We start from the raw sequence: 25,704 nt of genomic DNA on the forward strand, positions 1-25,704 counted from the left end.
GCCCTGGTCTTGCGGCAGGTTGAATTCGGGAAAGGCAGGTGCACGCCCCATGATTCCCTATGAAGGTCCGATAAATATATTGCTGGTGGATGATCATCCTGATAACTTGCTCACCCTTGAGGCAGTGCTTGGTGATTTTAATTACAATCTCGTAAAGTGCCTCTCGGGTGAGGAAGCACTCCGTTGTCTGCTGAAGGACGATTTCGCTGTTATTGTGCTGGATGTTCAAATGCCGGGAATGGATGGCTTTGAAACGGCACGGCTGATAAAGGCGAGGGAGAAGACGAAGGAAATACCGATCATCTTCATCACCGCTACCAGCAAGGAGAGCGAGCATTTTTATACCGGTTATTCGGTGGGTGCGATCGACTACATGCTGAAGCCCTTCGTTCCGCAGATTTTACGGACGAAGATTGAGGGCTTCGTTAATTTGTATATAAGCAATAAGAAGCTTCAGCTCCAGACCGAGCTGCTGCATCAGAAGACAAGAGAGCTTGAGAAGATGAATAAGGAGCTTATGCGTACCGCCTACAAATTAAGCAAGGCGGAAGCACAGGCTAGGATTATCCGTGAGACGTCCATCGATACGATGATTACATTTGATGATGACGGCGTTATTATGACTGTTAACCCGGCACTGGAGCGGATGTTCGGTTTTGACGAACAGGAAGTATTGGGCAAGCCCATAACCATGCTGATTCCGTCACTCGCCTCCATTGACTATGAAGCGCGCGCCAATGGCTCGGCGGGTGATTCCTCCGGCGGTGAACTCATGGAGGTCATTCCGGTCCGCAAGGATGGCACGTCCTTCTTCGCGAAAATTCAGATCGGCAAGGCCATCGTGGATAACGAGCGGATTTTTGCCTGCACGATCAGTGATATTACCGAGCAGAAGCAGTTTGAAGAGCGGCTGATGGCAGCGAAGGAAGCGGCGGAAATCGCGGCCCGGGCTAAGACAGATTTTCTGGCGATGGTAAGCCATGAGATCCGTACGCCAATGAACGGTGTGATCGGCATGACAGCACTCATGCTCGAGACCGAGATGACGGAGGAGCAGCGCGAGTACGCTGAGATTATCGGCAAGAGCGGAGAGGCGCTGCTGTCGGTAATTAATGATATTCTGGACTACTCCAAGATCGAATCCGGCAAGATGGAGCTGGAGGAGGTGCCATTCCAGCTGTCATCCTGTGTAGGCGAGACATTCGACCTGTTTATGGCGAAATCCAAGAAACGCAACCTGGAAATGACCTATACGATTGATCCGCAGCTGGAAATTCCGATAGTGAGCGATGTAACTAAGCTTCGGCAGGTGCTGATTAACCTGGTGGGCAACGCCGTAAAATTCACGAGCGAAGGCAGCGTTCATCTGGACGCCAAGCTGCTTAACGACTATGGCTGCAGTATGGACGTAGAAATCTCGGTGCAGGATACCGGCGTAGGAATTCCTGAAGAGAAGCTTCCGCTTCTCTTCCAGCCATTCTCCCAGCTGGATTCATCCATGTCCCGCAAGTATGGTGGAACAGGTCTGGGTCTTGCCATCTGCAAAAACTTAATTGAACTGATGGGCGGTACGATCCGGGTGGAAACCGAGCAGAACAAGGGCGCAAACTTCATCTTCACGATCCGGGTGAAGCGTCTGTTAGCTTCTATAAACGAAGACAGCAGCGATGAGGCCAGACTGCCCGATGAGCCTCTGTCCTTCTCTGATTTCCTGGCTGCCATGGAAGAAACCGCAGCCGGTGATCAGCAGCCCTATGGAGAATCGGGGAGCCGTTTGCTGGAAGCGGGCGGAGATCTGGCGATGCAGCCGAGTTCTTTTGCCTACGGACACACGGATTACCGGGCAGATAACCGCTGCTACGGCGGTTTTGAGATGATAGCCGGCGAGTCAGATGACGCTGCGCAGATACTTGTAGCGGAAGATAATGAGGTTAATCAGAAGCTGGCGATACGCATGCTTGAGAAGCTGGGATACAAGGCTGATGTGGCAGAGAACGGGCAGGAGGTACTGAACAGACTAAAGAAGAGGCGTTACGGTGTTATTCTGATGGATATTCAGATGCCTGTCATGGATGGGCTGGAGGCTACACGGCTTATCTGTGATCAAGTACCTGAAGAGCTTCGTCCGCATATCATTGCCATGACAGCAAATGTTCTGCCGGGTGACCGGGAGAAATGTCTGGCTGCAGGCATGTCGGATTTCATCAGCAAGCCGATTCGACTGGATAAGCTCCGTACACTGCTGCAGGAGTATCTCTTCAGCCCGGCAGCGGCGCAAACACACCAGACTGTACGTTAGGAGCAGGAATCGATGGCAGGACAAAAGAGGACTGTTAACGGTTGGCGGCTTGAGCGGCCAATTCGCTAACAGTCCTCTTGATGTTCGCCGGTGACGCCTTTAGTGGATCAGGGATTCAGCACCGTCGATGTAGATGGAAGAACCGGTAATATGGTCAGATTCATCGGATGAAAGGAATAAGACAAGGTTAGCTACCTGTTCTGCTGTGCCGGGCTCACGGCGGAGAGGATGCTCGCCCTCTGGCGGCATTTCCACAGGAATTGCAATCTCTTCAAGCTCCGGCTTCTTCTTAGTGCTGTCATCAATATTGGTCTCAATTGCTCCCGGACAGATGGCGTTGACACGAATTTTATAACGGGCGAGCTCCAACGCTGCCATCTTCATGAAGGCAACCTGCCCGGCTTTGGTTGTACTGTAAGCACTCATTCCAAAGCTGGTGAAAACCCGGTTGCCGTTGATCGAGCTCGTGATGATAATGCTGCCGCCGCTGTCTTTCATCGGCGTAATCGCATGCTTGACGGTGAAGAACGTGCCGCTCAGGTTGGTTTGCAGGGTCTTGTTCCACTCATCGAATTCGAGCGTCTCAATCGGGCCGACTGTGCCGTTGATGCCTGCGTTGGCGAATACGATATCAATCTGGCCCCACTGCTTCAGCACCTTGTCATAAGCGGACTTGATATCCTGCTCGTTCGAGACATCCGCCTGGATGGAGATCGCTTCCCCACCGGCCGCCCGAATGCTTTGCTCGACCTCTTCCAGATGATCTTCCGTGAGGCCGATGAGCGCTACTTTGGCTCCTTCACGGGCAAGTCTTTCAGCGGCTGCACGCCCTATCCCGGAGCCGCCGCCTGTAACCAATGCTACCTTGCCTTGAACACGATCTCCCATTTTCTCCACTCCCTCATAGCTTTTGTTCGTTGTAATATATACCTTTGTTTAACTGATAAAATTGACATTAATCTGGCCTAATAGTTGTATACCCGCGGGAAGTGAGGGGTAACCAGGCGGGCAAGCATACGGTACAAAAAAAGACGGGGGTTAGCCGCCTGCTGGCAGTCTGCGGCCGCCTTCCGTTATAATAATGCAAGCTATTCGAATGAGTTGCTTATGGAAAGGCGGATAAGCCATTGATCATTGGCATTGGGCATGATGTGGTAGAGATAGACAGAATACGTGCGATCCTCGAGGGGGCGGCTGGAGAGCGCTTCATGCGCAGAGTCCTGACTGCTGCGGAATATGACCGGGCATTAAACAAGGGCTCGTCTTGTGTGGAATACGTGGCTGGGCGGTTTGCGGTGAAGGAAGCGGTAGTCAAAGCAATTGGCTGCGGGATCGGATCAGCGGTCGGCTTCAAGGATATGGAAGTCCTTCCGGATAAACTGGGCAAGCCGGTATGTACACTTAGTGAAGAAGCGCTTCAGCGGCTTCAGCTCGACTACCAGCTGAGAATCCACGTATCAATCAGCCATGAACGTTCTCTGGCCTCTGCCTTCGCTATTGCGGAGTGTGCCGACCGGCTGGATTTATTTGATACAATATCTTAAGAAGAATTATATTTGGTCGTTTGTCGTAATTGGAGCATGAACCGTGAGTGAATGACCAGCTGCTTTTGGCATATATTTCTCGCTATATTTAAGGAATAACAAGCTTGTATAATAGAGTATAAGATGACAAGCAGGGTAGGGAGCGGTTATGAAACCACAGTATCTGTCTATAGTTGAGAATATATTGAAAAATCTTCATGTTGAAGTCGTTATGGCAGCTTATAGCGAAGTAGAGCCAGGTAAAGTGGTTAGCGGCATACATCCTGATTTTTATAGATTGGTTCTGATTATGAGCGGTGAGGGCTATGTCCAAATAAATTCTAGACGCTACGAAGCCCGGCCCGGCCAGCTATTCCTGCTGCCAGCGGGCTGCGAACAGACCTTTGGGATTTATGATAAAGAGAAAGTCTGCGTGTTCTGGTGCCATTACCGGATTAATCTGGGTGATGCTGCCCTGTATGAGAACCTGGAGCTGCCGGCCTATGTCGTGCCTCAGGACTTTGATGCAGCCGCTGCATTGTTCCGTAAAATGGTAGATGCTTATGCTTCTCCTACGCTGTCCAAGGGGCTGATTGTCAAAGCCGCCCTGCTGGAAGCTATCTCGCTGTACTGGGAAGGCTGCGAAATTATGGACGAGCAGCTTGCAGCAAATGAGCTGGTGACCAAGATGGCAGCAGTGCTGAATTACATTGATGATCATCTGGGAGAAAATATTACGCTGGATGACTTGGCAAAGGTTGCTTATCTGCATCCGAATTACTTTATCTCCATGTTCAAGAGCGTTATTGGCCAGTCACCGATTCATTATGTGAACCAGCGCCGGATGGAGATGGCGCGTGCCCTTCTTGTGGCTAGTGATGTGAGCGTGGCGGATATTGCCGCGGTCTTGGGCATGAAGAATCATTATTTGTCGCGTCTGTTCAAGCAGGAGACTGGCATATCCCCGTCCCGATACCGGCAGATCAACCGGAAGGCGATTGGGCTGCCCGTTCATTCCAGCCTTGATGTTCAAGGCTACATTAAGCGGTTGACAGGTGCTCAACCGGCAGCGTTAAAAGGGGAAGAGGCACATGGCAATGACAAGTAAGCAGCAGGCTGCGCTGGAACAGGCGGCTGCGGAGCCTGGGCGTTTTTTTGGGACGGAGCTTCTTGGATGGTACCGGTCCGTTAAGCGTGATCTTCCGTGGCGTGCGAACCGCGACCCATATCGCGTCTGGGTATCGGAGATTATGCTGCAGCAGACTCGTGTGGATACGGTGATTCCTTATTACAACCGGTTCATGGATAAGTTCCCGACCATTCGGAATCTTGCGGAAGCGCCGGAGGAAGAGGTGCTGAAGTGCTGGGAGGGGCTTGGATATTATTCAAGAGCGAGGAATCTGCAGGCTGGCGCGCAGCAGGTTGTAAGAGACTACGGCGGAACGGTGCCGGATGATAAGACGGCAGTTGCCGCGCTCAAAGGGGTCGGCCCCTATACAGCAGGCGCTATTATGAGCATAGCCTTTAACAGGCCTGAACCGGCCGTGGACGGGAACGTAATGCGGGTATTGTCCCGCTACTTCTGCCTCGAGGATGATATAGCGAAGCCATCTGTCCGGGCGGGTATTGAGCGGATTGCTGCCGCGCTGATTCCGGACGGGGCTGCGGGCGATTTCAATCAGGGCATTATGGAGCTCGGCGCATTAGTCTGCACACCCAAATCGCCAGGCTGTCTGATTTGTCCGGTGATGGCACAATGCGCCGGACGGCTGGCCGGCAGGGAGCTTGAGCTGCCGGTTAAGACGAAGGCGAAGCCGCCGCGGCCCGAGCTGCGGCTGGCCGCCCTGGTTGAAGGCGCCGGGCCGCATGCCGGCGCCGTGCTCGTGCGCCAGCGGCCGGAGTCCGGCCTGCTCGCGCGCATGTGGGAGCTGCCGCACGTGCTCGCGCCGGGCGGCGGCTCCGCAGGCCCAGCCGCTGCAGGTGCGGCAGCAGCGGCCGGGCCCGTTCGCGGGCGGCGGCGCAGCGCAGCCGCCCTGGGCACGCCTGCGGCAGCGGGTGAAGCCTCCGCTATCGCAGGCGCAGACCGCGAAGCGCGCATGGCCCACATGGGCCGCGCGCTGGCGGAGGAGGCGCGGCTTCTGATCCGGCCGCGCCGCTGGTGGCGGGACGCCGAGCATGTGTTCAGCCATATCCGGTGGGATCTGCAGGTGTACCTGGCCGATTTCGGATTTGTGCTGGAGGATGCGGCGCCCGCAGGCGGGGCCCAAGCCGGTGTATATACCGGCTTGGCAGCAGAACAGCCCGCCGCCTATATGGCAGGCGGCGCTTTCGGCAGCGAAGGAGAAGCGGCACAACGCGAAACCGCCGCCTCCTTAGACCATGCCGGGCTGCACGGCCTGCCTGCTCCGGAAGACCGGCTGCCGGAAGGCTACCGCTGGATCCGGCAGGAGGATATGAAGGAGATGGCATTCCCGAATGTATTTCTTCGGCTGCTGAATGACTACTGGGAGCAGCGCGGTTCCGGCTCCCTCGCAGAAGAAGCTGAATAAACAGGTTGAAATTAAGCCGGGTGGCGGAGGTCAAGCGAAGGAAAGCTTGATTGCCGTTCCCCGGCCTTTTGCTGTCTCCACTGCTATGGTCCCGCCCATTGCTTCAACCAGTCCCTTCGCAATGGCCATCCCAAGCCCGCTGCCTTCGGAGGGGCTGTCCGTATCCGTTCCCCTGAAATAGCGGTCGAACAGCCGCGCGGCCACTTCTTCGCTCATGCCGCTGCCGTTATCTTCAAAACGGATCACAATCCTGTCTGTGCTGCTCTCCGCATGCAGGGAGATGGTCAGCATCGTGCCAGGCGGGTTATGCAAGAGCGCATTAGCGGTAAGGTTATCGACTATGCGCTGCAACCACGGCGTATACGTGTGGATAGTGACTGGCTGCGGGGCAGGCAGGAAACACACTTCACTCTTGTCAAAGCGGGGATGGCTCACTGCCTGCTTGACGGCATTTTCCACAAAAGCATTCAATTCTACAGGCTCGCTTGCGGGCGGCCTTGCTCCGCTCTTCAGCTGAGAGGTCAGCGACAGGTCGCTGACGAGCCGGTCCATGTAAGCCGTTTTCTCGACCATGATAGCGGCGAAGGATCTGACTTCTTCGGCTGACCAGTCATACTGCTCTGCTGCCAGCATATGGGAGAAGCCGCTGACCGAGGAGAGCGGTGTCTTAAGATCGTGCGTCACGCCGGCGATCCACTCCTCCCGGATCGCTTCTGTCCGTGCTCGTTCTTCATCATTGCGCTTTAAAGTCATGGATAGAGCGGACAGGGATTGCAGGACATCGGCGTATACCCGGTAACCGGAACGCCAGCCGCCGCCGGGCTTGCGGCTTCTCGGCTGTCCCTTGCGCCCTTCGGGCTCATCATATCTGCCGCTGCCCATTGCCTCAAGCCAGCTGAGCATATGGATCATGGGCAGCCCGAAGTTGCGGGCATTCCAGAGTGCCAGCGATCCGAAGAGGAGGAGCATGGCAGCAAGCGCTACTCCCGCCCCTGTCAGCACGATACGGGCCTCCTCGGGTACGAGCGGCTGTTCACCGTTCCGAGCCGCATGGTTAAGCGGGATGCGCAGCACCAGGGTCTGGCCGCTCTCTTCGTTGTAATGGAGCCTGGCATCAAATCCGTAACGCTCAGGATAACGGATCTGCAGGGCGAGCTCCTGGGGGGAAAATCGCTCGGGTACCTGCATCCGTGAACCGAAGACGCCTTCCACGGCTCCAGATCTGTCCAGCATCAGCAGCGAAGCGCCGGATTGCTGCAGTGATTGCTTGAGCTCTGCAGGCAGCACTAGCTCCCCGCGGTCTGCCGCCGGACTGGCAAGCACCGTCGCCTTAAGCAGCTGGGAGGCGGCATCCGGCACCCCGTACAGCAGCGTCAGCATGACGCCGTTCTTCTCTCTGATCCACAGGTAGGTACGATAAGGGAAATCGGCGCTGCCGTTCCAGTACGCGACCAGCTGGCCGGGCTCGTAGGCATCCGGTACGTCATCCGGCACATGATATGAGGCTATTACCCTGCCGTTCTCATCCAGGCTCTGCAGCCATCCGCCGCTTGCCTCTACCTGCTTCAGCAGGTCGGGATCAAACTCTGCCGAGCCTTCGGGTGTAATGCGGGAGGTTTCGACCAGGCTCTCCAGTCCGATGGTGGCAAAATCCTTCGTCAGGCTAATTTCCGTATATTGAAGCAGCATCCAGTATATGGCTGCGGCTGCAATGACGAGCACAAGTCCGCCAGCAGCAGCGAGCTGAAGGATGAACCGGAGAGTCAGCTTGCGCCTGATGTTCATGTGGCTTCACTTCCGTACCCCGAATCCCGCCCAGCCTGATCGCTTCTGGCAGAGGTCGACTCTGCCTGGGACTGCCCGGTATGCCGTACAAGCTTGTAGCCGAGGCCTCTGACATTCACCAGATACTGCGGCGAGGAAGGATTCTCTTCAATCCGCTCCCGGATCCGGTGAATGTGGACCATCACGGTATTATCATCGCTCCAGCTGTCTTCTCCCCAGACCCGTTCATACAGCTCGCTCTTGGTAAACAGGCGGTTCGGATGCTTGCACAGGAATAGCAGCAGCTGGAAGACGAGAGCCGGACAGGCGACGGTCTTGCCGCCAACCCTAAGCTCGCCTGCTTGTTCATCCACCTGAAACCTTCCGTAATCGTACACCTTGGCAGGCTGGACTTGGGCTCCTTCGTCTTCCGCGGATGTAGCCTGCTGCCTCGAAGCAGGCTCGGGATGCCGGAGATGTCTGCGCAGCTGGGAACGGATGCGGGCTACTACCTCCAGAGGGTTGAAGGGCTTGGCAATATAATCGTCACCGCCTACGGCGAACCCGGTCAGCTTATCGTAGTCAGATGTGCGGGCTGAGAGGAACAGGATGGGAGCATCAGTCTTCTGACGCAGAAAAGGGCAGATTTCCACGCCGCTGCGGCCCGGCAGCATCACATCCAGAATTATCAGGGCATAAGCTGTCCGGGCACAGGCCTCTTCCGCTTCCTCCGCGCTGCCCGCCGTATCAATATGCGTGAAGCCTTCCTTGCGGAGGACGGTAACAAGCAGGTGGATAATGGCGCGTTCATCATCAACGATTAATATAGGGGCGTCGTTCATGTCAGACTTCCTCCAGATGAGCATAATATCTAAATTGTAGCATGGTTCGCGTTCGGAAGGAGCGGGCAGAACCTTAACAGTACCTTAATTATCCCAATTCGCCGAGAGTAGAGAAGCGTAATAATTAAGCTGGCGTTAATGCCGGCTTACAGTCGATATAAGGCTGTGCTGTTAAGCTGGATGCATGGGAGGGGATAAGGATGACATACAGCAGATCCGGTATTAAAACGTGCTGCCTGACGGCAGGGCTGGCGCTGAGTATAGCCCTTGCGGGCTGTTCTTCCGCGAATGATACCGGTAAGCAAGCGGAGCATATGGACACCAGCCGGGATACCAGCGAACAAGGATCAGGGATGGAGGCCGGGCAGCAGATGGCAGTTATGGATGAGGAAGAGCAGAAGAAAAAGACGGTGATTCTCCCGGAGGATACAGCAGCGGCTCTGCTTGCTGGCCGGTACAAGGAGCTGTACGGACAGTTCAGCAGCCCGATGCGCGAAGCGGCGAGCTACGAACAGCTGAAGGAGCTGGCAGGCTCTTTTACAGAAGGGGTTGAAGCGTTCGAACCGGTATCCCGGCTTGTGCTGAATGGACTCGATACGCGGGTATGGACAGACTCTTCAGGAAGCAAAGGCGTCATGGCCGCGCATGATGAGGAGGGTGCCGTGGCGGGCTTGCAGGTGCTTCATCTCCGTTCTTATCCGGAGACAGACGGACAGATGACCTCCAAGACGTATGCATATCCCTTTGAAGGAGAGTGGCTGGTCGTGTGGGGCGGGCATAATGAGCTGTCCAACTATCATTATGCTTATGAATCCCAGCGGTATGCGGCTGATCTGGTGAAGGCTGTGGACGGCTACAGCTATAAGGGTGATCCGAAGCTTAATGAAAGCTACTATGCATTTGGAGAGCCTGTGCTGGCTCCAGCGGACGGTACCGTTGTGCATGTTAAGGACGACATCCCGGACAATAAGCCTGTTGGCGTTATGAACGAAGCCGAACCGGCGGGGAATGTGGTCGTCATAGATCATGGCGGAGGCGAGTACAGCATGCTGGCGCATCTGCAGCAGGGATCAGCCGCCGTCCGCAAGGGAGACCGGGTCAAGCGGGGGGATCAGATCGGCCGCTGCGGCAATTCAGGCAATTCCAGCGAGCCGCACATTCACTTGCAGGTATCAGATGGCGCCGATTATGCGCAAGCCCGGTCGCTGAACATAGCGTGGGAAGAAGGGGAGCTGCTGCACGGGCAGACGGTGATAGGTATGGCGGGCTCCCAGACCGAATAAACGGTAAACCAAAGATCGCCTGGCATCAGCTGTAGAGCTGGTGCCAGGCGATTTGCTGTGTGCAGCCGTGCTGCTATTTGACCTCATAGCCCATGAAAGCTTCTCGCACACGGTTCCAGAACGGGAATGGACGGTATCTGGCAAAACAGACCTTCCTGTCCGATACTCTGCATCTGACAGACTGGATATCACTGCGCTGTATGCTGAGGTGATCGACAGTCAGCAGAAGGCGCTGCTCCTTCTTGGAGATTATATCACAGTGATGATGCTGCGGCAGGACAACGGACGAGCCGAGTGTTCTGTAGACCCGGTTATTAATGGAAGCAATCTCGGCGATCTGCAGGGATGAGATGGACGGATGAATAACAGCACCCCCGACGCTCTTATTATACGCCGTGCTGCCGGAAGGGGTGGAGATGACAATTCCGTCCCCCCGGAACATTTCGAATAATTCATTATTAATGTTAATCTGAGCGACCAGTGTGCCGTCGACGCCTTTCAGCGTAAATTCATTTACGGCCGTATAGTTCGTTGTGCCGGCTTTTGTCTCCAGCTCAATTTCGACCAGCGGGTAACGGACATAGCTGGGCTCCGAGGTCGCCATAACCTCCACCAGCTCCTCCAGCTCGTGAGCCTGCCAATCGGCGAAGAAGCCCAGGTGTCCTGTATGTATACCCACAAAGCTGATGTCACTCACGCGGTCCGTGAATTTGTGGAAAGCATGCAGCATGGTGCCGTCTCCGCCAATTGAAATGACTTTCTCGGGTTCATGGTCATCCCGTACGAAGCCTTTGTCAGCAGCCAGCTTATGAAAGCGTTCGACAAGCTCCTTCGAATACGGGTCGCCCCGGTCTATTACGACATATCTCAAGGGTGATGGCTCCTTCCGAAATCAATTCTACCCTGATGATACCCGATAATAAGGTCTGATTACAATGAAAGCAGGGAATATCCCGGAGGCGCCGCTTATGTTTACGGACCGAACCAGCCCCATAGCAAATATACTAACGCGCAGGCCATCACACTATGAAGGAGACGGGCCAGAAGCAAAGGCTTGTAGCGGATATCAGTGCCGCTGACCAGACTGGCGACCTGTGCATGCACGGACAGACCCGCCCAGGAAAGGACCCATGCTGCCGCTGCTGCCTGGTGAATCAAGGGGGCGCCGGACTCGGCTGCCGCCTTGGCGCCAAGCGTTACCTCGAACAGCCCGTTCACCAGCGGAGCGGACAGCTGATGGGGAAGGCCGGCAGCATACAGCAGGGACTGAACACCCGAAGACAGCAAGGCGAGTGTTCCCGTGGCGTTCAGCATTTCCATGACGGCCGAGAAGAATACGACTAGGCCGCCGACGACAATCATCAGACGCAGAGCGGAAGTGATGGCATCCTCCAGCAGCTTGCCAAGCACGCGCCCATCCGAGATCCGTGCTTCATGCATGGCTTCGAATGCGGCACGGAGCAGCGGAGGATTATCCGCATCCTGCTTGCGGGGTGGCGTGGAAGCGCCCTTGCGGTCATGGAACCTGGCCAGCAGGCCGATCAGGAAGGCGGCTCCATAGTGCGAGGCTGCCAGAACGAGCGCCAGTTGGGCGTTATGGAAAAAGCCGACCGACACGGCGCCGATCAGGAAGATCGGGTCTGAGGTCGTCGTAAAGGCAACCATCCGCTCGCCTTCAGCACGGGTGACCTGATTTTTCTCCCTGAGCTGCGCAGTAAGCCTGGCTCCTACCGGATAACCGGAGACGTAGCCCATCGTCACCACGAAGCCCGCAATGCCGGGGAGACGGAAGAGCGGACGCATCAGCGGATCAAGAAGGGTGCCGAAGAAATGCACGACGCCAAAGCCGAGCATGAGCTCTGAGATGATGAAGAAGGGAAAGAGAGACGGGAACAGCACATCCCACCAGATTGATAGACCGCGCGAAGAGGCTCTAAGCGCCTCCTCGGGAAAGCAGGCCAAAAGCACGAGAAGCATCATGCAGGTCCAAGCCAGAAGCGGCAGTGGTCTTAACAATGAACGAAGCAACTTAAACAACCTCCCGGCTAACTCGTATCCTGGATATATTCATAGGTATGAGAAAGCAGGGACAAACATCCCTACACGGGAAACAAATCTTTGGCGTCAGTGCTGTCCAAAAAAATAGAAAACGCTTGCAAAAAAGACTGAAAAATCGACAGTGGTATGGTACAATAGCATTACATCGAAATGCATGGGGTGATCCTAATGAGTGTAATCGCCGGTATCCTCGTTTGCGCATTTGTTTTTGTTATCCGCCAGTCCCTTGTTCCTGGTGAGGAAGATTGGGAAGGCTATTAAGCTGGAGGACAGGGGTCTGTCCAAGCCGCAACAGGCACGAGCTGTATATATGCCATAAGCCCGCACAGCGGGCTTTTTTGGCGTTTTGCTGTTTGGTAAATTCTACTTAGTCAGCTTGGAATCCTGCTGCACTGTATGTGTCGGCAGACCCACTGAGTCAATACCGTCTGGGGGATTCTTGTCTGAAGCACTTTCCCGGAGAATTTCAAGCGTATCCAGCATCAGCTGATATTCCTTATCGTCCATTGTCCCGATCCGGTCGACCCAGTTCTTCACCTGGCTCTTCAGATCTCTCTCGGCATCCGGCTTCTCAGCCTTGCTCATCTGGCTGTACTCAATCCAGTGATTGGCGAGATTGGCGGTAATGGTACCGATCATCCCGATCCCGGTAATCATCAGGAATACGGCGATTATCCGTCCGCCGTTGGATACGGGGGAGATATCGCCGTAGCCGACGGTCGTAGTAGTCACGATGGACCACCAGACGGCATCTCCGAAGCTCTGAATATTGTCGTTGATCCCTGTTTCAAGCAGGAACACACCGACGGAGCTCCACAGGATAACGACTAACGTAAAGCTGAATATTTGTAGAATAGTACCCGAACGGAGCAGATGCCACATCAGCGGAGTTGACCGGATCAGGGCAATAAGCCGGATCAGGCGCAGCAGGCGGACGAGGCGGAAGGACGGGTCGAACGGGATTAGCGCAATAATCTCCCACCAGCTGCGGACGACGAATTTCCCCCGCTGCTCCGCTTTAATAAATCTCCAGACAAACTCGATGAACAGAATGCCGAGAACGGTCCAGTCGACGACGGCCAGATGGGCTTCCGTAAGGTAAGGATGGTCATCCGGCGGGGCGACTATGATAATGCCGTAAGTCAGTATAAACAAGATCATGATCGTTTCGTAGAGCACTTTGAAGGACAACCGTATTCCCCTCTTTCAATAGGTAAGTATGCTATAATGGTTGTACGGTGAGTCTTTGACTTTCCGCTTACTAAATCCTGGATGGAGATGAGCACTGGCATGAGCGCTTATCATACTCTTTTCGACGCAATCGGCGGAGAACCTGCCGTAAGATCGATAGTTGAAGCATTTTACCCAAAAGTACAGGAGCATGAGCTGCTTTCTCCGCTATTCCCCGAAGACATTACACCCGTGATGGAGAAGCAGTTTTTGTTTTTGACCCAGTTTTTCGGGGGGCCCCAGCTCTATTCGGATCGGTACGGTCATCCGATGATGCGGGCAAGGCACATGCCTTTCCCGATTGATAAGCAGCGGGCTGAAGCCTGGCTGGATTGTATGCGGAGAGCTCTGCAGGAGACGGACATACCGCCGGATCTGCAGATAATGCTGCTTGAACGATTGTCTGGTCCTGCCCATCACTTTATCAACACAGACGAACCTGAGGAGGCCTGACGTGTTAGAGCCATTATTTCAAGTCAAAATTAAATGTCCATGCTGCGAGAATGAATTCATGAGCTCACGCGTACGACCAAGCTTTAAGAAGTCGATCAAGACGGATACGGACTTCTGCCATTATTACAAGGAAGAAGTAAATCCCGAATACTATGTGGTTCGTGTATGCCCGATGTGCGGCTTCGCTTCTACGGAGAATGCGAAGCAGGATCTGAATGACCGCCAGCGAAAATTGTACTACGAGAAAATCGGCGCCAACTGGGTCTCCCGTGATTATGGCGGGGCGCGCAGCTGGGAAGAGGCACTGGCTGCTTATAAGCTGGCCCTTCTCTGCGCCCAGATCATCGGTGAGAAGGACCGGGTTGTTGCGGGACTGCTCCATCATATAGCGTGGCTGTACCGTTACAAGTCCAACGAGGAGCAGGAGCTGCGGTTCCTGAGATTTGCTCTGGATGCTTATATCAAGGTGTATGAGGTTGAAGGCGTATCGGTGAACAATGCCAAGCTGATGTACCTGATCGGGGAGCTTCACCGCAGGGTGGATGAACCGTATGCAGCTGTGAAGTGGTTCGGCCGGGTCATTAATGATAAGAGTATTGTGGATGCTGCCATGATCCGTGCTTCAAGGGAGCAGTGGCAGCTGCTGAGGGAAGAGATGAAGGCGAAACAGCTGGAGCTTCCCGAAGAGATGGAGGAGGCTTAAGGCAGCAGCAGACGGCAGGGCTACCGTCTGCGCGGCAAATCCTGATCGCTGAGCAGATAATCATGGTCAGCATCTATAATGGTGAGCCTGCTGCGGCAGCAGGGAAAGACAAGCAGTCTCTTCTTGCCGGAGCGGATATCGTCAAGCTCAGCAGGCTTAACCGGTATAAGGACGTTGGAGCTGTGGCAGTAAGGGCATTCTGGAATATACAGATCGTTCATAATCAGGTCGTAAGGAAGCGCGCGCTCGAATGGGATCATGAAGGTTCATCCTGACCATTCCGGCGGGGAGCTTCCTTGCTTGCGCTGCTGCCCGTACTGCCCGCACTGTTATCGCCTGGGGAAGCGCCGGCAGCTTGTTCAGAAGCGGCAAGCTCAGCGAGCTTCTGCAGAAGAATATGTCTTGGCATATGCATCAGATGCTCGAGCGGTACGCCCAGCTGTTTGGATAGCTTGATTGCGGTATCGGGTGATATTTGCAGTGGTCCTGCCATCTGAATTTCCTCCTGTAGCCGAAATCGCTGGCCGCAAGTGAAGCAGGCGGGGCGATTTGCTTGTTATTTGTTGAAACAATTAGGGCTGTTTAATCGTCTTATCGCATATTAAAGTTATACACTGCCGGCCTGATTTCCGCAAATCGGCAGGCCGGCAGGCTTAGTTCTTTCATGCTGTACTACATACGAATAATTGCGAGAGGAGAAAGTGGTATGGGTAAATTACCGTTACGCTGGGATCTGGACAGTCTCTATGAGGGAGGTTCGGAATCATCTGCATTCGCACGCATGCTGGAGCAGCTGCAGACGGATATTCGTGCTTTGGCGGACTCACTGAATGCGTCAGGCGAGGAGGTAACAGCCTCACAGCTTACTGACTGGACGATTCAGGCGCAGAGCATTATGGCCCGCCTGCGTGAAGCAGATTCGTTTGCGGGCTGCTTGATGGCAGAGAATGTAACGGACCGCAGAGCGATCAGCCTGAACGACAGAATCAAGAATCTGGTTGCTGATTTTGAAGGACTGATGACGCGGTATGATGAAGCGCTGGGCAAGGCGGATGATGCCTTGTGGACAGGCTGGCTTGCTGAAGAACCGGCTTCCCCTGTTGCCTTCTATCTGAATGAAAGGCGTGAGCTGGCGAAGGAGAAGCTGCCGCCCGAGCAGGAGGCGCTTGCCGGAGACTTGGCGGTGAACGGTTACCATGGTTGGGGCGAGCTGTACAACACTATTGTCAGTCTGGCCAGATTTGAAGCCGCTGATGAAACCGGTGAGAAGCGGGTCTATTCCGCCGGGCAGCTGGACAATCTCCTCTCCCATGGGGACAGAGCTGTCCGCGCGTCTGCATTCGATGTATGGGAGAAGGAATGGACGCGCCAGGAGGATCTGTGTGCCGACGCCTTGAACAGGCTGGCAGGCTTCCGGCTGAAGCTGTATGAGCGCAGAGGCTGGGACTCCGTGTTGAAGGAGCCGCTGCAGATGAACCGCATGAGTGAAGCGACACTGCAGGCGATGTGGCAGGCGGTCGAGGAAGGCAAGCCTGCACTGGTTGAATATTTGAAGCGCAAGGCCAAGCTGCTGGGCCTTGAACAGCTGGACTGGCATGATGTGGAGGCCCCTATTGCCAAGAGTGTCCGCAAGGTTGGCTATGAAGAAGCGGCGTCGTTCATTGAGGAGCAGTTCGCAGGCTTCAGCCCTGATCTTGCTGAGTTTACGAAGATGGCCTTCGAGAAGGGTTGGATCGAAGCCGAGGACCGCAGCGGCAAGCGTCCCGGCGGCTTCTGCACATCCCTCCCGGTCAGCGGCGAGACAAGAATCTTCATGACTTATTCGGGCACGGCATCGAACGTATCGACTCTGGCCCATGAGCTTGGACATGCCTATCATCAGCATGTGATGAAGGATCTCCCGCCTTTTGCCCAAGAATATGCGATGAATGTGGCGGAGACGGCTTCGACATTTGCTGAGATGATTGTATCCGATTCAGCCGTACGGGCGGCGCAGGACCCGGAAGAAAAGCTGTCTCTAATCGAGGATAAGATTCAGCGTTCGGTCGCATTCTTCATGAACATACATGCCCGGTTTCTGTTCGAAACCCGCTTCTACGACCGGCGCAGGCAGGGTCTTGTCAGTGCGGCCGAGCTGTCCGAGCTTATGGAAAAGGCGCAGCGGGAAGCATTCGGCGGGGTCCTGGGCGAGGTGCATCCGCATTTCTGGGCTTCGAAGCTTCACTTCTACCTGACGGATGTGCCATTCTATAACTTTCCGTATACATTTGGCTTCCTGTTCAGCAGCGGCATCTATGCAAGGGCAGCGGCAGAAGGTCCGGCTTTTGCGGAACGTTATGTAAATCTGCTTCGCGATACAGCCAGCCTTACGGTGGAAGAGCTGGCAGAGAAGCATCTGGGTGTCCGTCTAGATGATGTGGCCTTCTGGCGCGAAGCGGTCGCCATCTCCGTGAAGGATGTAGAGCAGTTTCTTGAGATGACTGCTGATCAGGCGTAAGGTTTAAGCCTCGGCTGCTTCTGCATCCAGCTGTAAGTAAGATTAATACATCATAAATGAAGTGATTTTGAATATATAGTGAACCCGGTTCGGTCTCCGAGCCGGGTTTTTTTGTGATATATGTCATTGCACTTGGAAATATTGTGTATTATATTTAATTATGCTACATTATATATCGAATAAGTGATTTTATATATACAGGTGGGGATGGGAATCGAACTTACGGCGCGTCAATTGGAATTAATCAGTCTGGTGAAGCAGCATGCGCCTGTTACAGGCGAGCAGCTGGCTGAGATGCTGGGGGTAAGCCGTCCGACCCTTAGGTCGGACCTTTCTCTGCTCGTGATGCTGGGCATGCTTGACGCCAAGCCCAAGGTCGGTTACTTCCTGGGTACGGCTTACCGGGCGGAGTCCGGCAGGCTGAGCGGCTTCAACCAATTAAAGGTCAAGGAGGTGCAGGCGGTACCGGTTAGTGTCGCGGAGACTCAGTCTGTGCACGACGCGGTGGTGACATTGTTCACGGAGAATGTGAACACCCTGCTGGTTGTAGACAGTCAGCAGCGGTTTGTCGGCATTATTACGCCGAAGGATTTACTGAAGGTGACCCTTGGCAATCCGAATGCCGAGGCGATTCCGGTCAGCATGGTGATGACCCGCTACCCGAACATTGTGACAGCGGCACCGGATGAGCTTGTCCGGGATGCCATACGCAAGATGGTCACCCATGAGTTGGACTGTCTTCCGGTTATCGACATCAGCTCCAGCAGCGGGCGTGAGGCGACGGGCTGGATAACGAAGACGCATGTAATCAGTCTCTTCGGTGATATCGTGTCCGCTGCACAGTTGGGAGGGCAGTCGGACAGATGACGGTACAGCAGACGATTTATATTTGCTCGGATGGCGTGGGAGAGACAGCTGAAGCGGTGGCCCAGGCAACGATGAGACAGTTTGGCGGCGACAAGGTAAGGATCAAGCGGTACGCTCCTGTGAAGGATGAGGACGAGATTATCCAGGTTGTGGCTGAAGCCTCGCAGACTGGCGGTTTTATAGCCTTTACGCTTGTTCAGCCCGAGCTGCGGGAGATGATGCGGGAAGAAGCGATGCGGCGCGGCGTACGTGCTGTCGATGTACTCGGGCCGATGATGCAGGCTTACATTGATACGTTCAACGGCATGCCGAAGCGTGAGCCCGGCCTGCTCCACACGTTGGATGACGAGTATTACAGACGGATAGAGGCAGTTGAATTTGCCGTTAAGTTTGATGATGGCAAGGATGCAAGAGGCCTGCTGCAGGCCCAGGTCGTGCTGATCGGCGTTTCCCGGACATCGAAAACGCCGCTCAGCATTTATCTGGCCCACAAGGGTGTACGTGTGGCGAACTACCCGCTTATTCCAGAGGTCAAGCCCCCTGCTGAGCTACTGGGATCTTCAGGCAGGCTGATCGTCGGCCTTACGATGGAAGCGTCGCATATGAGGATGATCCGGAGTGAGCGGTTAAAGTCAATGGGGCTGCCTCAGAGCGCCTCCTATGCAACAGAGAAGCGGATCGAAGAGGAACTGGCTTATGCGAGGCAGGTTATGGAGACGGCAGGCTGCCGGGTTATCGATGTAACTCGCCGCTCTATTGAGGAGACTGCCGGCATTATTATGGGATGGATGAATGAAACGGGATAGAACAGGCAAGACAGAATAGGGAGGTTCGGTATGGAGAGGGAACTAGCGCTTGAACTGGTACGTGTGACGGAGCTTGCGGCATTGTCGGCATCCCCTTGGATGGGGCGGGGAGACAAGAACAGCGCAGATGGAGCAGCAACCGAGGCAATGCGCCGGATGTTCGATTCCGTATCGATTGAGGGAACGGTCGTCATCGGAGAAGGTGAGATGGATGAGGCGCCGATGCTGTTTATCGGCGAGGAGGTCGGAAGCGGCAACGGCCCGAAGGTGGACGTGGCGGTTGATCCGCTGGAGGGAACAGAGATTGTCGCCAAGGGCCTGAATAACGCGATGTCTGTCCTGGCCGTTGCAGGTAAGGGACAGCTGCTGCATGCACCGGATATGTATATGGAGAAGCTGGCGGTAGGACCGGCTTTGGCCGGCAAGCTGAACGTGCTGGACCCGATCCGGACAACTGTTGAGAAGGCTGCGCTTGCACTAGGGAAGCCGCTGTCGGACCTGACGGTGATCCTGCTGGACCGGGACCGCCATGCGGAAATTACCGCTGAGCTACGTACAGCTGGAGTGCGGATCAAGTTTCTCTCCGATGGCGATGTGGCGGGCGCCATGGCGCCGTCCTTCCCCGAAACGGGTATAGATTTGTACGTGGGATCAGGAGGTGCTCCTGAAGGGGTGCTCGCCGCTGCTGCGCTGAAATGCCTGGGCGGTGAAATTCAGGGCAGGCTCATGCCGGAGAACGACGAACAGTTCCAACGGTGCATCGACATGGGCATGACGGATCCCCGCCGCGTGCTGACGATGGACGATATGGTAGGCACGGGAGATGTTATTTTTGCAGCAACCGGCGTAACGCCGGGCGAGTTCCTCGGCGGCGTCCGTTATTTGCCGGATCAGCGGGCGGAGACCCATTCCATGGTCATGAGGGGCAAGACACGGACGATCCGCTATATCAAATCCCTCCACTATTTGCCGAATAAGCCGCTGCTGCGCAAGTAATCCGGCTGAATCGCGGCTGGACAGCGATAGAGCTGACGGCCACAGCGCGCTTTTCGAATAGCATGATATCTATCTCGTTGAAAGGGCTGAATTAGTATGGAAAAAACGTTTGTCATGGTGAAACCCGACGGTGTGCAGAGGGGCTTGATCGGTGCGGTTGTGACGCGCTTCGAGCAGAAGGGCCTGACACTGGCGGATGCGAAGGTAATGACCATCTCGCGATCGCTGGCTGAGGAGCATTACGGCGAGCACAGGGAGAAGAAATTTTTTGGCGAGCTGGTCGATTTTATCACCTCTGGTCCTGTATTTGCTATGGTATGGGAGGGGCCGAATGCTGTGCAGAACGCACGCACGCTGATCGGCAAGACCAATCCGGCAGAAGCTGGGCCTGGCACGATCAGGGGAGATTACGCACTTATCGTTGACAGCAATATTGTTCACGGCTCGGATTCACCGGAAAGCGCGGCCCGCGAGATCGGATTGTTCTTCGGATAGCATGCGGTCTCTAAACTCGTCTATTGACGAAAGAATATAAACGTGGTAAATTTATCCCAAAATTACATGATAGACCGGTAACGGAAGCACCGTTTACGGCCTTGCAGATTCTCTGCGGGCGTAAACGGTGCTTTTTTTGCGTCCTGATGGTTTTTTGGCAGCGAACCCACCCAGTGTCGGCTGGTTGGTAATTATCTGCCAGCCAGGAGGGGCGGAATACCGGAGGTGCTTTAGGAACAGGAAGGGGGAATCGGGATGTATCAGTTGGCGGTAGCGGTGAAGGAGGAGGGATATATCAAGCGTCTTGCTGATTATGTACGCAGCTCCCCTCAAGGTGGCGAGTGGAGGATAACGGGCTTCACTTCAGCGGCCGCATTAAGGCAGTACATGAAGGGAGGCTACGCGGTAGATATGATGCTGGCTGCCCCGGAGTTTATGGAGGAGGCGTTCGCCTTCTGTGCTCCTTCCGTCATCAAGCTGGCATTGGTTCTCAGACCCGGTGAAGCCAGGGGGATCAACACGGGCACAGAAGAGCTGCTGCAGTACCAGCCTCTCCCTCAGCTGCTGAGGGAGATTGCGGACCGGCGCTTGGCGGGGAAACCGCATGCTGCCTTTCGGGAGGCAGGCCGGGGGGATGGGACCAAGGTGGCTGCTGTTTACTCGGCGGCAGGGGGGATTGGCAAGACGGTGACGGCCTTGAATATGGCTCACCAAGCAGCAGTTTCAGGACTTAATGTGTTCTATTTGAACCTTGAGCCGTATGATGCAACCCCGCTGCTGCTTGGAGGTGTAGAGGAGGAGGGGTTGTCACGCTTGCTGTATGCCCTGAAGTCCCAGCCGGAAACGGCTGGTGATCTACTGCGCAAGCTCCGCAAGCAGCACCCTGTATTAAGGGCGGATTTCCTGCCGGGCGGTTCTCATCCGGATGAACGGTTTGCGATGACTCCTGAGGATGCGGGAAAGCTGCTGCAGCTTCTGCGAACAGAGGGTGGCTACGACCTGATCGTTGTCGATTTGGACAGCGTGATTCAAGATTTTCATCGGGTGATCTTCGAGGCGAGCACGACTATTGTTTGGCTGACTACGAGAGACGCTATTGTAAGGCGCAAGACAGAGATTGCGCTGCAGTACATTGAACGCGGATGGCCCGAGATCCGTGAACAGCTAATGAACGCAGTCTGCTGGGTGCAGACACGGATGCTGGATGGAATACAGCCGGACGGAGATGGGCGTGATACAGGCAGGATGCCCGTGACGGGCATTCTCCCGTATGTCCCGGAATGGAAATGGATACAGCCGGGCCAGCTGCTCGGTTCAATGGCATTCCAGGCAGCAATAGTTATGCTGCTGGATAAGCTCTGCCTGAAGGGGGGCGAGGCCGTTGTTGCTTGCGGAGGAAGACATCCTGCTGCTGCGGGACCAGGTTAAGGAGCGCATTGATCTGCAGGGTGCGGTGGAGGATGGCGAACTGCTCAGGGTGATTGAGCAGGTTGTCTTCGGTTGGTCTGCGAGCCGCGTACTTACGGCTGCGGGCAAGCATCAGGCGGTCAGGAGGCTTTACCATTCATTCCGCGGTCTGGATATGCTGCAGCCGCTGCTCGACGACGCTGCGGTCACCGAGATTATGATTAACGGTCATGAAGAGATATTCATCGAGCGTAACGGATTAATCAGCCGTTTCCCGCAGAGCTTCGAGAGCAGGGAAAGACTGGAGGATCTTATCCAGTCCATTGTCGGTTCGGTTAACCGGGTGGTCAACGAATCGAGCCCGATCGTGGACGCGAGGCTGAAGGATGGCTCAAGGATACATGTCGTACTGCCGCCGGTGGCTCTTAAGGGTCCGACACTGACTATCCGGAAGTTCCCCGAGCGGCAGCTGCTGATGGATGATTTGATTGCGCGTGGCTCGCTTACTGCAGAGGCGGCAGGACTGCTGGGGAGGCTGGTTGAGGCTAAATACAACCTATTCATAAGCGGCGGTACGGGTACAGGGAAGACAACCTTCCTCAATGCGCTGTCCCGTTTCATACCGGCAGATGAGCGAGTTGTAACCATTGAGGACTCCGCTGAGCTGCAAATCCGCAATGTGCCCAATCTCGTTTCGCTTGAGGCGCGTAACGCCAATACGGAGGGCAAAGGCGCAGTCACAATCCGCGAGTTGATCCGGGCATCGCTGCGGATGCGGCCAGACCGTATTGTAGTCGGGGAGGTGCGCGGCGGCGAGGCGCTGGATATGCTGCAGGCCATGAACACCGGGCATGATGGTTCTTTATCGACGGGGCACGCGAACAGCGCCAGGGATATGATAGCCAGGCTGGAAACGATGGTCCTGTCAGCGGCCGAACTGCCGATACCAGCGATCCGGGGGCAGATTGCTTCGGCTATAGATATTATGGTTCATCTCTCGCGGCTGCGTGATGGCTCCCGTCGTGTGACGGAAATTGCCGAAGTGGCCGGATTTTATGACGGTGACGTGCTTCTTAATGTGCTTTACCGGTATGAAGAGAATGAGGAGGATGCCGGGAGCGGGCTGTCCGCAGTGGGCGGACTGGCCCCGACCGGCAGCGGATTGATTAATACGCGCAAATGGGCGATGGCTGGTTTTCACAGAAGGGAGGTTGATGCGCAGTGACCCTGCCGGACTATCAGAATGCCCGCCTCTCCAGGCTGCAGCTGATTGGCTCGATTTGCGCGGGTGCGGCTGTCGTCTTCACTGGAGCTTACCTGTTTTACCATTCGGTTATCATATCGCTGCTGTTGTCTGCCATCGGCTGGTTCACCCCCCGATATGTGCGCAGGTGGCTGGTCGATTGGAGGCGAGACCGGCTGAAGCGGCAATTCAAGGAAGCGCTGCAGTCCATTGCTTCCTCGCTGGCCGCCGGGCGTTCAGTAGAAAATGCTCTCTGCTCGGTTCCTGAAGATCTTAAGATGGTTTATCCGGATGGAAGAACAGAGATCATTCGTGAATTTCACTTCATGGCAAGCTCCCTCCGCAATGGTGAAACGCCTGAGAAGTGTCTGCGTGCTTTCGCGGATCGTGCCAGGATTGATGATATTACCCAGTTTGCGGACGTACTGGCAACGGCGAAGCGGTCCGGCGGCGATATGATTGGCATCGTCAGAAGGACAGCCCAGATGATCGGCGACAAGATGGAGGTCGAGCAGGAGATTTCAGTGCTGATCGCGCGCAAACGGTTTGAGTCCAGGGTGATGCTGGCTGTGCCGTTCGTATTCATGGCCTTTCTTTCGCTGACAGCACCAGACTATATGGCTCCGCTTTACAGCGGCATAGGGTATTTGCTGCTGACCGGTGCGCTCGCTGCGCTGTATGGCTGCTACCTGCTGACCCGCAAGTGGATGACTATTGAGGTATAGCGGCAGCAGAGCAGGAAGTATGACTGACTGTGCCGGCCAAAGTACGGGAGAGGAGGGAAGCCATGCAGGTATTGATTGTGGTTGTGCTTGCAGGCTTATGGGGCTGGATGCTCTGGAATTCAGAACAAGTATCCAGGAAGAGGGAGAACGGGCTGCAGGCTGCTGCCAGCTTATCACAGCTGGAGAGACTGATTGGCCGGCCGTTCTTGCTGGCACTGGAGAAGTGGAGGCTGTTCGACATGCTGCAGTCGTTCCTTACAGTCCTGCACGCGAGGCTGCTGCTGGTTGAGGGCGAGACCGTGTCGCCACGACGCTCGCGAATGTTCATTGCGGAAACAGTGGGACTTGGCTACGCATCGTTAACCGGACTGGCGGTACTGGGACTGCTGGCGGATGAGCCGGCTATGCTGGCTATGGGTCTGCTGATACTGGTGCTGGTACCGGCATCCAGGATACGCGGTTTATTCAACAGGGTGGAGGAACGCAGGAGAGAGATGGTCCGGACGCTGCCGGATCTGCTCAGCAAGCTGATGCTGCTGGTAGGAGCCGGCGAGACTGTTCAGTCTGCACTATTTCGCTGCGCGGAGGCCGGGAAGGAAGATCACCCGCTGTATAATGAGCTGCGCAGGGCGATGAACGCATACCGGAACGGCGAGCCATTCGGCCAGTCGCTGGAAGCCTTCGGCAAGCGCTGCGGTGTCCAGGAGGTATCGGTATTCACCGCAGTTCTGCTGCTTAACAGCCGCAAGGGAGGCGACAGCTTCGTCGTTTCCCTGCGGGAGCTGTCTCTTACGCTATGGGAGAAGCGCAAGGCGCTTGCCAAGGTGAAGGGCGAGGAGGCGTCCTCGAAGCTGGCTTTTCCGCTAACAGCCATTTTCTTCGTGTTAATGGTGCTGGTCGGTGCGCCGGCTGTGCTGATGATGTCTTAGCTGGTCAGGTGCTGATCGTGTAACGACTTACTTAAACGCAAGTCAAATTATACAGCCGTACGGCGCAAAGCCGGCGGATTACAGGAGGAATTGTATCATGTTAACTCGGATGAAGAATCAAGCACGGAAGCTGTGGAAATCGGAAGAAGGGCTTGGCACGCTGGAGGTTATTCTCATCATTGCAGTCATTATCATTATTGTTATATTGTTCCGGAGCTGGATTGTGGATTTTCTCACTGATCTGATGGGCAAGGCAGAAAAGAAATCCAATGAAATCTTCTCCTAACAGGCTTGTCAGGGCCTGGCGTGAGGAGAAGGGAAGTGCGGTGCTGGAATCGACAACTGTGTTCCCGCTTGTCTTCATCTCTATACTGCTCATGATGCTGCTTGGACTGGTCGTTTACCAGAGAGTCATTCTTTACTACAACGCATCATCTGCTGCTGACCGGGCTGCCTTTCGCTGGGATAACAGCCACAGGGACCCGGCGACAGGCCTTGCTCCCACTGGAGTGTATGACGGCTTATATTGGCGGCTTACCGAAGACGATATGCTGAATGGTATTTTCGGCGCGGTTACAGGAAGTGACGGCGGCAGGATCGAGCTTGAGCTTCCGGCCTCCGGGGAGACGGAGGGAGAAGAAGCTGGTTTGCAGTTGAAGAAGATGAAGCAGGCTGCCGCAAGATTGCCGGTCACGATCTCCGGAACGATGGGATCTGACCGTCAAAATTTGCTCCGTACAATAGATATGCATCTCGTTTCACCCTTGACGGTGGAGGCAATCACCAGGATGACGGGAAGCTCTACCATGGAGGGAAAAGCGGTCAGTACGGTTGCAGATCCGGTAGAATTCATTCGTACGGTTGATTTGGCCCGTTATTATGCAGCGAAATTCGGTACGGGACCAGCGGCAGCAGCCAAGCGGCAGGAGGCCGGTGAGATTGTCAAACAGCGGAGAAATCCCTAACGACAAGCACTGGGCGCCAGACAGGATGCTTCAAATGAATAGCCAGCAGCAGGTTGAGAAAGCAGGTGAA

25 protein-coding genes and 2 pseudogenes are annotated in these 25,704 nt (G+C 55.2%); 19 read left to right on the top strand and 8 right to left on the bottom strand.

All coding sequences use genetic code 11. The features are described 5' to 3' along the window. Window positions 1–49: 49 nt before the first annotated feature. Together L1N82_RS23555 and L1N82_RS23560 are read left to right on the top strand one after the other, a co-directional pair. Window positions 50–901, top strand: a pseudogene (locus L1N82_RS23555) (response regulator); the annotation flags it as partial. Between the two features lie 60 nt (window positions 902–961). After that, window positions 962–2,299 (top strand): annotated as a pseudogene (locus L1N82_RS23560) (ATP-binding protein); the annotation flags it as partial. A gap of 99 nt (window positions 2,300–2,398) precedes the next feature. Here L1N82_RS23560 and L1N82_RS07850 read toward each other — a convergent pair. Then, window positions 2,399–3,187: an SDR family oxidoreductase gene (locus L1N82_RS07850; protein ID WP_235286826.1), complete on the bottom strand. Its 789-nt coding sequence runs from the start codon at window positions 3,185–3,187 to the stop codon at window positions 2,399–2,401. A gap of 239 nt (window positions 3,188–3,426) precedes the next feature. Here L1N82_RS07850 and acpS point away from each other — a divergent pair, with 239 nt between their 5' ends. From acpS to mutY, 3 genes are all read left to right on the top strand, one after another. Then, window positions 3,427–3,843, top strand: coding sequence for a holo-ACP synthase (gene acpS / locus L1N82_RS07855; protein WP_235286827.1), 417 nt, complete (start codon window positions 3,427–3,429; stop codon window positions 3,841–3,843). Window positions 3,844–3,991: 148 nt separating this feature from the next. Next, on the top strand, window positions 3,992–4,930 hold the full coding sequence (locus L1N82_RS07860) for a helix-turn-helix transcriptional regulator (protein WP_235286828.1): 939 nt from the start codon (window positions 3,992–3,994) through the stop codon (window positions 4,928–4,930). Further along, a complete protein-coding gene (gene mutY, locus L1N82_RS07865) occupies window positions 4,920–6,371 on the top strand; it encodes an A/G-specific adenine glycosylase (protein ID WP_235286968.1) in 1,452 nt (483 codons plus the stop codon). Before L1N82_RS07860 ends, mutY begins: the two co-directional genes overlap by 11 nt. A 30-nt stretch (window positions 6,372–6,401) precedes the next feature. Here the strand turns inward: mutY and L1N82_RS07870 are convergent, their stop codons facing one another. Together L1N82_RS07870 and L1N82_RS07875 are read right to left on the bottom strand one after the other, a co-directional pair. Continuing rightward, window positions 6,402–8,156, bottom strand: a complete 1,755-nt coding sequence (locus L1N82_RS07870; protein WP_235286829.1) for a sensor histidine kinase — start codon at window positions 8,154–8,156, stop codon at window positions 6,402–6,404. Further along, complete coding sequence (locus tag L1N82_RS07875; RefSeq protein ID WP_235286830.1) at window positions 8,153–8,977, bottom strand: response regulator transcription factor; 825 nt, start codon at window positions 8,975–8,977, stop codon at window positions 8,153–8,155. The genes L1N82_RS07870 and L1N82_RS07875 overlap by 4 nt, the downstream gene beginning before the upstream one ends. A 200-nt stretch (window positions 8,978–9,177) precedes the next feature. Here L1N82_RS07875 and L1N82_RS07880 point away from each other — a divergent pair, with 200 nt between their 5' ends. After that, the gene (locus L1N82_RS07880; protein ID WP_235286831.1) at window positions 9,178–10,260 is read left to right on the top strand and encodes a M23 family metallopeptidase; all 1,083 of its coding nucleotides are present in this window, start codon (window positions 9,178–9,180) and stop codon (window positions 10,258–10,260) included. 73 nt (window positions 10,261–10,333) lie between these two features. On the opposite strand, the gene L1N82_RS07885 is transcribed toward L1N82_RS07880, so the two are convergent. The 3 genes from L1N82_RS07885 to L1N82_RS07895 all read right to left on the bottom strand — a co-directional run bounded on the left by L1N82_RS07885 (window position 10,334) and on the right by L1N82_RS07895 (window position 13,509). After that, on the bottom strand, window positions 10,334–11,131 hold the full coding sequence (locus L1N82_RS07885; RefSeq protein WP_235286832.1) for an NAD kinase: 798 nt from the start codon (window positions 11,129–11,131) through the stop codon (window positions 10,334–10,336). 101 nt (window positions 11,132–11,232) lie between these two features. Beyond that, complete coding sequence (gene ylbJ, locus L1N82_RS07890; protein WP_235286833.1) at window positions 11,233–12,288, bottom strand: sporulation integral membrane protein YlbJ; 1,056 nt, start codon at window positions 12,286–12,288, stop codon at window positions 11,233–11,235. Between the two features lie 393 nt (window positions 12,289–12,681). Beyond that, window positions 12,682–13,509, bottom strand: coding sequence for a potassium channel family protein (locus L1N82_RS07895; protein ID WP_235286834.1), 828 nt, complete (start codon window positions 13,507–13,509; stop codon window positions 12,682–12,684). 99 nt (window positions 13,510–13,608) lie between these two features. Here L1N82_RS07895 and L1N82_RS07900 point away from each other — a divergent pair, with 99 nt between their 5' ends. Together L1N82_RS07900 and L1N82_RS07905 are read left to right on the top strand one after the other, a co-directional pair. Beyond that, window positions 13,609–14,001 carry a globin domain-containing protein gene (locus L1N82_RS07900; protein ID WP_235286835.1) on the top strand — a complete coding sequence of 131 codons (393 nt, stop codon included), beginning with the start codon at window positions 13,609–13,611 and terminating at the stop codon, window positions 13,999–14,001. Between the two features lies 1 nt (window position 14,002). Continuing rightward, entirely contained in the window at window positions 14,003–14,704 is a 702-nt protein-coding gene (locus L1N82_RS07905; protein WP_328284455.1) for a DUF2225 domain-containing protein, read from the top strand. 20 nt (window positions 14,705–14,724) lie between these two features. Here the strand turns inward: L1N82_RS07905 and L1N82_RS07910 are convergent, their stop codons facing one another. Both L1N82_RS07910 and L1N82_RS07915 read right to left on the bottom strand, forming a co-directional pair. Then, window positions 14,725–14,964: a hypothetical protein gene (locus tag L1N82_RS07910; protein ID WP_235286836.1), complete on the bottom strand. Its 240-nt coding sequence runs from the start codon at window positions 14,962–14,964 to the stop codon at window positions 14,725–14,727. Continuing rightward, window positions 14,961–15,197 carry a YycC family protein gene (locus L1N82_RS07915; RefSeq protein ID WP_235286837.1) on the bottom strand — a complete coding sequence of 79 codons (237 nt, stop codon included), beginning with the start codon at window positions 15,195–15,197 and terminating at the stop codon, window positions 14,961–14,963. The genes L1N82_RS07910 and L1N82_RS07915 overlap by 4 nt, the downstream gene beginning before the upstream one ends. A 213-nt stretch (window positions 15,198–15,410) precedes the next feature. On the opposite strand from L1N82_RS07915, the gene L1N82_RS07920 reads away from it, so the two are divergent. From L1N82_RS07920 to L1N82_RS07970, 11 genes are all read left to right on the top strand, one after another. Beyond that, window positions 15,411–17,201 (top strand): M3 family oligoendopeptidase, encoded by a 1,791-nt coding sequence (locus L1N82_RS07920; RefSeq protein ID WP_235286838.1) that lies wholly within the window; start codon window positions 15,411–15,413, stop codon window positions 17,199–17,201. Window positions 17,202–17,408: 207 nt separating this feature from the next. Next, window positions 17,409–18,068, top strand: a complete 660-nt coding sequence (locus tag L1N82_RS07925; RefSeq protein ID WP_235286839.1) for a helix-turn-helix transcriptional regulator — start codon at window positions 17,409–17,411, stop codon at window positions 18,066–18,068. Next, a complete protein-coding gene (locus L1N82_RS07930; protein ID WP_235286840.1) occupies window positions 18,065–18,874 on the top strand; it encodes a pyruvate, water dikinase regulatory protein in 810 nt (269 codons plus the stop codon). Before L1N82_RS07925 ends, L1N82_RS07930 begins: the two co-directional genes overlap by 4 nt. A 30-nt stretch (window positions 18,875–18,904) precedes the next feature. Further along, window positions 18,905–19,870 (top strand): class II fructose-bisphosphatase, encoded by a 966-nt coding sequence (gene glpX, locus L1N82_RS07935; protein WP_235286841.1) that lies wholly within the window; start codon window positions 18,905–18,907, stop codon window positions 19,868–19,870. 96 nt (window positions 19,871–19,966) lie between these two features. Beyond that, window positions 19,967–20,365 (top strand): nucleoside-diphosphate kinase, encoded by a 399-nt coding sequence (ndk, locus tag L1N82_RS07940; RefSeq protein ID WP_235286842.1) that lies wholly within the window; start codon window positions 19,967–19,969, stop codon window positions 20,363–20,365. 255 nt (window positions 20,366–20,620) lie between these two features. Continuing rightward, window positions 20,621–21,793 carry a P-loop NTPase family protein gene (locus L1N82_RS07945; protein ID WP_235286843.1) on the top strand — a complete coding sequence of 391 codons (1,173 nt, stop codon included), beginning with the start codon at window positions 20,621–20,623 and terminating at the stop codon, window positions 21,791–21,793. Beyond that, complete coding sequence (locus tag L1N82_RS07950; RefSeq protein ID WP_235286970.1) at window positions 21,750–22,997, top strand: CpaF family protein; 1,248 nt, start codon at window positions 21,750–21,752, stop codon at window positions 22,995–22,997. The genes L1N82_RS07945 and L1N82_RS07950 overlap by 44 nt, the downstream gene beginning before the upstream one ends. Next, entirely contained in the window at window positions 22,994–23,740 is a 747-nt protein-coding gene (locus tag L1N82_RS07955; RefSeq protein ID WP_235286844.1) for a type II secretion system F family protein, read from the top strand. The genes L1N82_RS07950 and L1N82_RS07955 overlap by 4 nt, the downstream gene beginning before the upstream one ends. Before the next feature lie 62 nt (window positions 23,741–23,802). Continuing rightward, the gene (locus L1N82_RS07960) at window positions 23,803–24,669 is read left to right on the top strand and encodes a type II secretion system F family protein (RefSeq protein ID WP_235286845.1); all 867 of its coding nucleotides are present in this window, start codon (window positions 23,803–23,805) and stop codon (window positions 24,667–24,669) included. A 97-nt stretch (window positions 24,670–24,766) separates the two neighbouring features. Next, window positions 24,767–24,955 (top strand): Flp1 family type IVb pilin, encoded by a 189-nt coding sequence (locus tag L1N82_RS07965; RefSeq protein WP_235286846.1) that lies wholly within the window; start codon window positions 24,767–24,769, stop codon window positions 24,953–24,955. Next, a complete protein-coding gene (locus L1N82_RS07970) occupies window positions 24,939–25,634 on the top strand; it encodes a hypothetical protein (RefSeq protein WP_235286847.1) in 696 nt (231 codons plus the stop codon). The genes L1N82_RS07965 and L1N82_RS07970 overlap by 17 nt, the downstream gene beginning before the upstream one ends. Window positions 25,635–25,704 lie beyond the last annotated feature (70 nt).

The organism is Paenibacillus tarimensis (genome assembly GCF_021532315.1).
Lineage (GTDB): Bacteria > Bacillota > Bacilli > Paenibacillales > Paenibacillaceae > Paenibacillus_I > Paenibacillus_I tarimensis.

Coding starts and splice junctions, on each gene's coding strand:
- L1N82_RS07850 (WP_235286826.1), bottom strand. CDS start 3,187: ATGGGAGATCGTGTTCAAGGCAAGGTAGCATTGGTTACAGGCGGCGGC.
- L1N82_RS07860 (WP_235286828.1), top strand. CDS start 3,992: ATGAAACCACAGTATCTGTCTATAGTTGAGAATATATTGAAAAATCTT.
- mutY (WP_235286968.1), top strand. CDS start 4,920: ATGACAAGTAAGCAGCAGGCTGCGCTGGAACAGGCGGCTGCGGAGCCT.
- L1N82_RS07870 (WP_235286829.1), bottom strand. CDS start 8,156: ATGAACATCAGGCGCAAGCTGACTCTCCGGTTCATCCTTCAGCTCGCT.
- L1N82_RS07875 (WP_235286830.1), bottom strand. CDS start 8,977: ATGAACGACGCCCCTATATTAATCGTTGATGATGAACGCGCCATTATC.
- L1N82_RS07880 (WP_235286831.1), top strand. CDS start 9,178: ATGACATACAGCAGATCCGGTATTAAAACGTGCTGCCTGACGGCAGGG.
- L1N82_RS07900 (WP_235286835.1), top strand. CDS start 13,609: ATGAGCGCTTATCATACTCTTTTCGACGCAATCGGCGGAGAACCTGCC.
- L1N82_RS07910 (WP_235286836.1), bottom strand. CDS start 14,964: ATGATCCCATTCGAGCGCGCGCTTCCTTACGACCTGATTATGAACGAT.
- L1N82_RS07915 (WP_235286837.1), bottom strand. CDS start 15,197: ATGGCAGGACCACTGCAAATATCACCCGATACCGCAATCAAGCTATCC.
- L1N82_RS07920 (WP_235286838.1), top strand. CDS start 15,411: ATGGGTAAATTACCGTTACGCTGGGATCTGGACAGTCTCTATGAGGGA.
- L1N82_RS07925 (WP_235286839.1), top strand. CDS start 17,409: ATGGGAATCGAACTTACGGCGCGTCAATTGGAATTAATCAGTCTGGTG.
- L1N82_RS07930 (WP_235286840.1), top strand. CDS start 18,065: ATGACGGTACAGCAGACGATTTATATTTGCTCGGATGGCGTGGGAGAG.
- glpX (WP_235286841.1), top strand. CDS start 18,905: ATGGAGAGGGAACTAGCGCTTGAACTGGTACGTGTGACGGAGCTTGCG.
- ndk (WP_235286842.1), top strand. CDS start 19,967: ATGGAAAAAACGTTTGTCATGGTGAAACCCGACGGTGTGCAGAGGGGC.
- L1N82_RS07945 (WP_235286843.1), top strand. CDS start 20,621: ATGTATCAGTTGGCGGTAGCGGTGAAGGAGGAGGGATATATCAAGCGT.
- L1N82_RS07960 (WP_235286845.1), top strand. CDS start 23,803: ATGCAGGTATTGATTGTGGTTGTGCTTGCAGGCTTATGGGGCTGGATG.
- L1N82_RS07965 (WP_235286846.1), top strand. CDS start 24,767: ATGTTAACTCGGATGAAGAATCAAGCACGGAAGCTGTGGAAATCGGAA.
- L1N82_RS07970 (WP_235286847.1), top strand. CDS start 24,939: ATGAAATCTTCTCCTAACAGGCTTGTCAGGGCCTGGCGTGAGGAGAAG.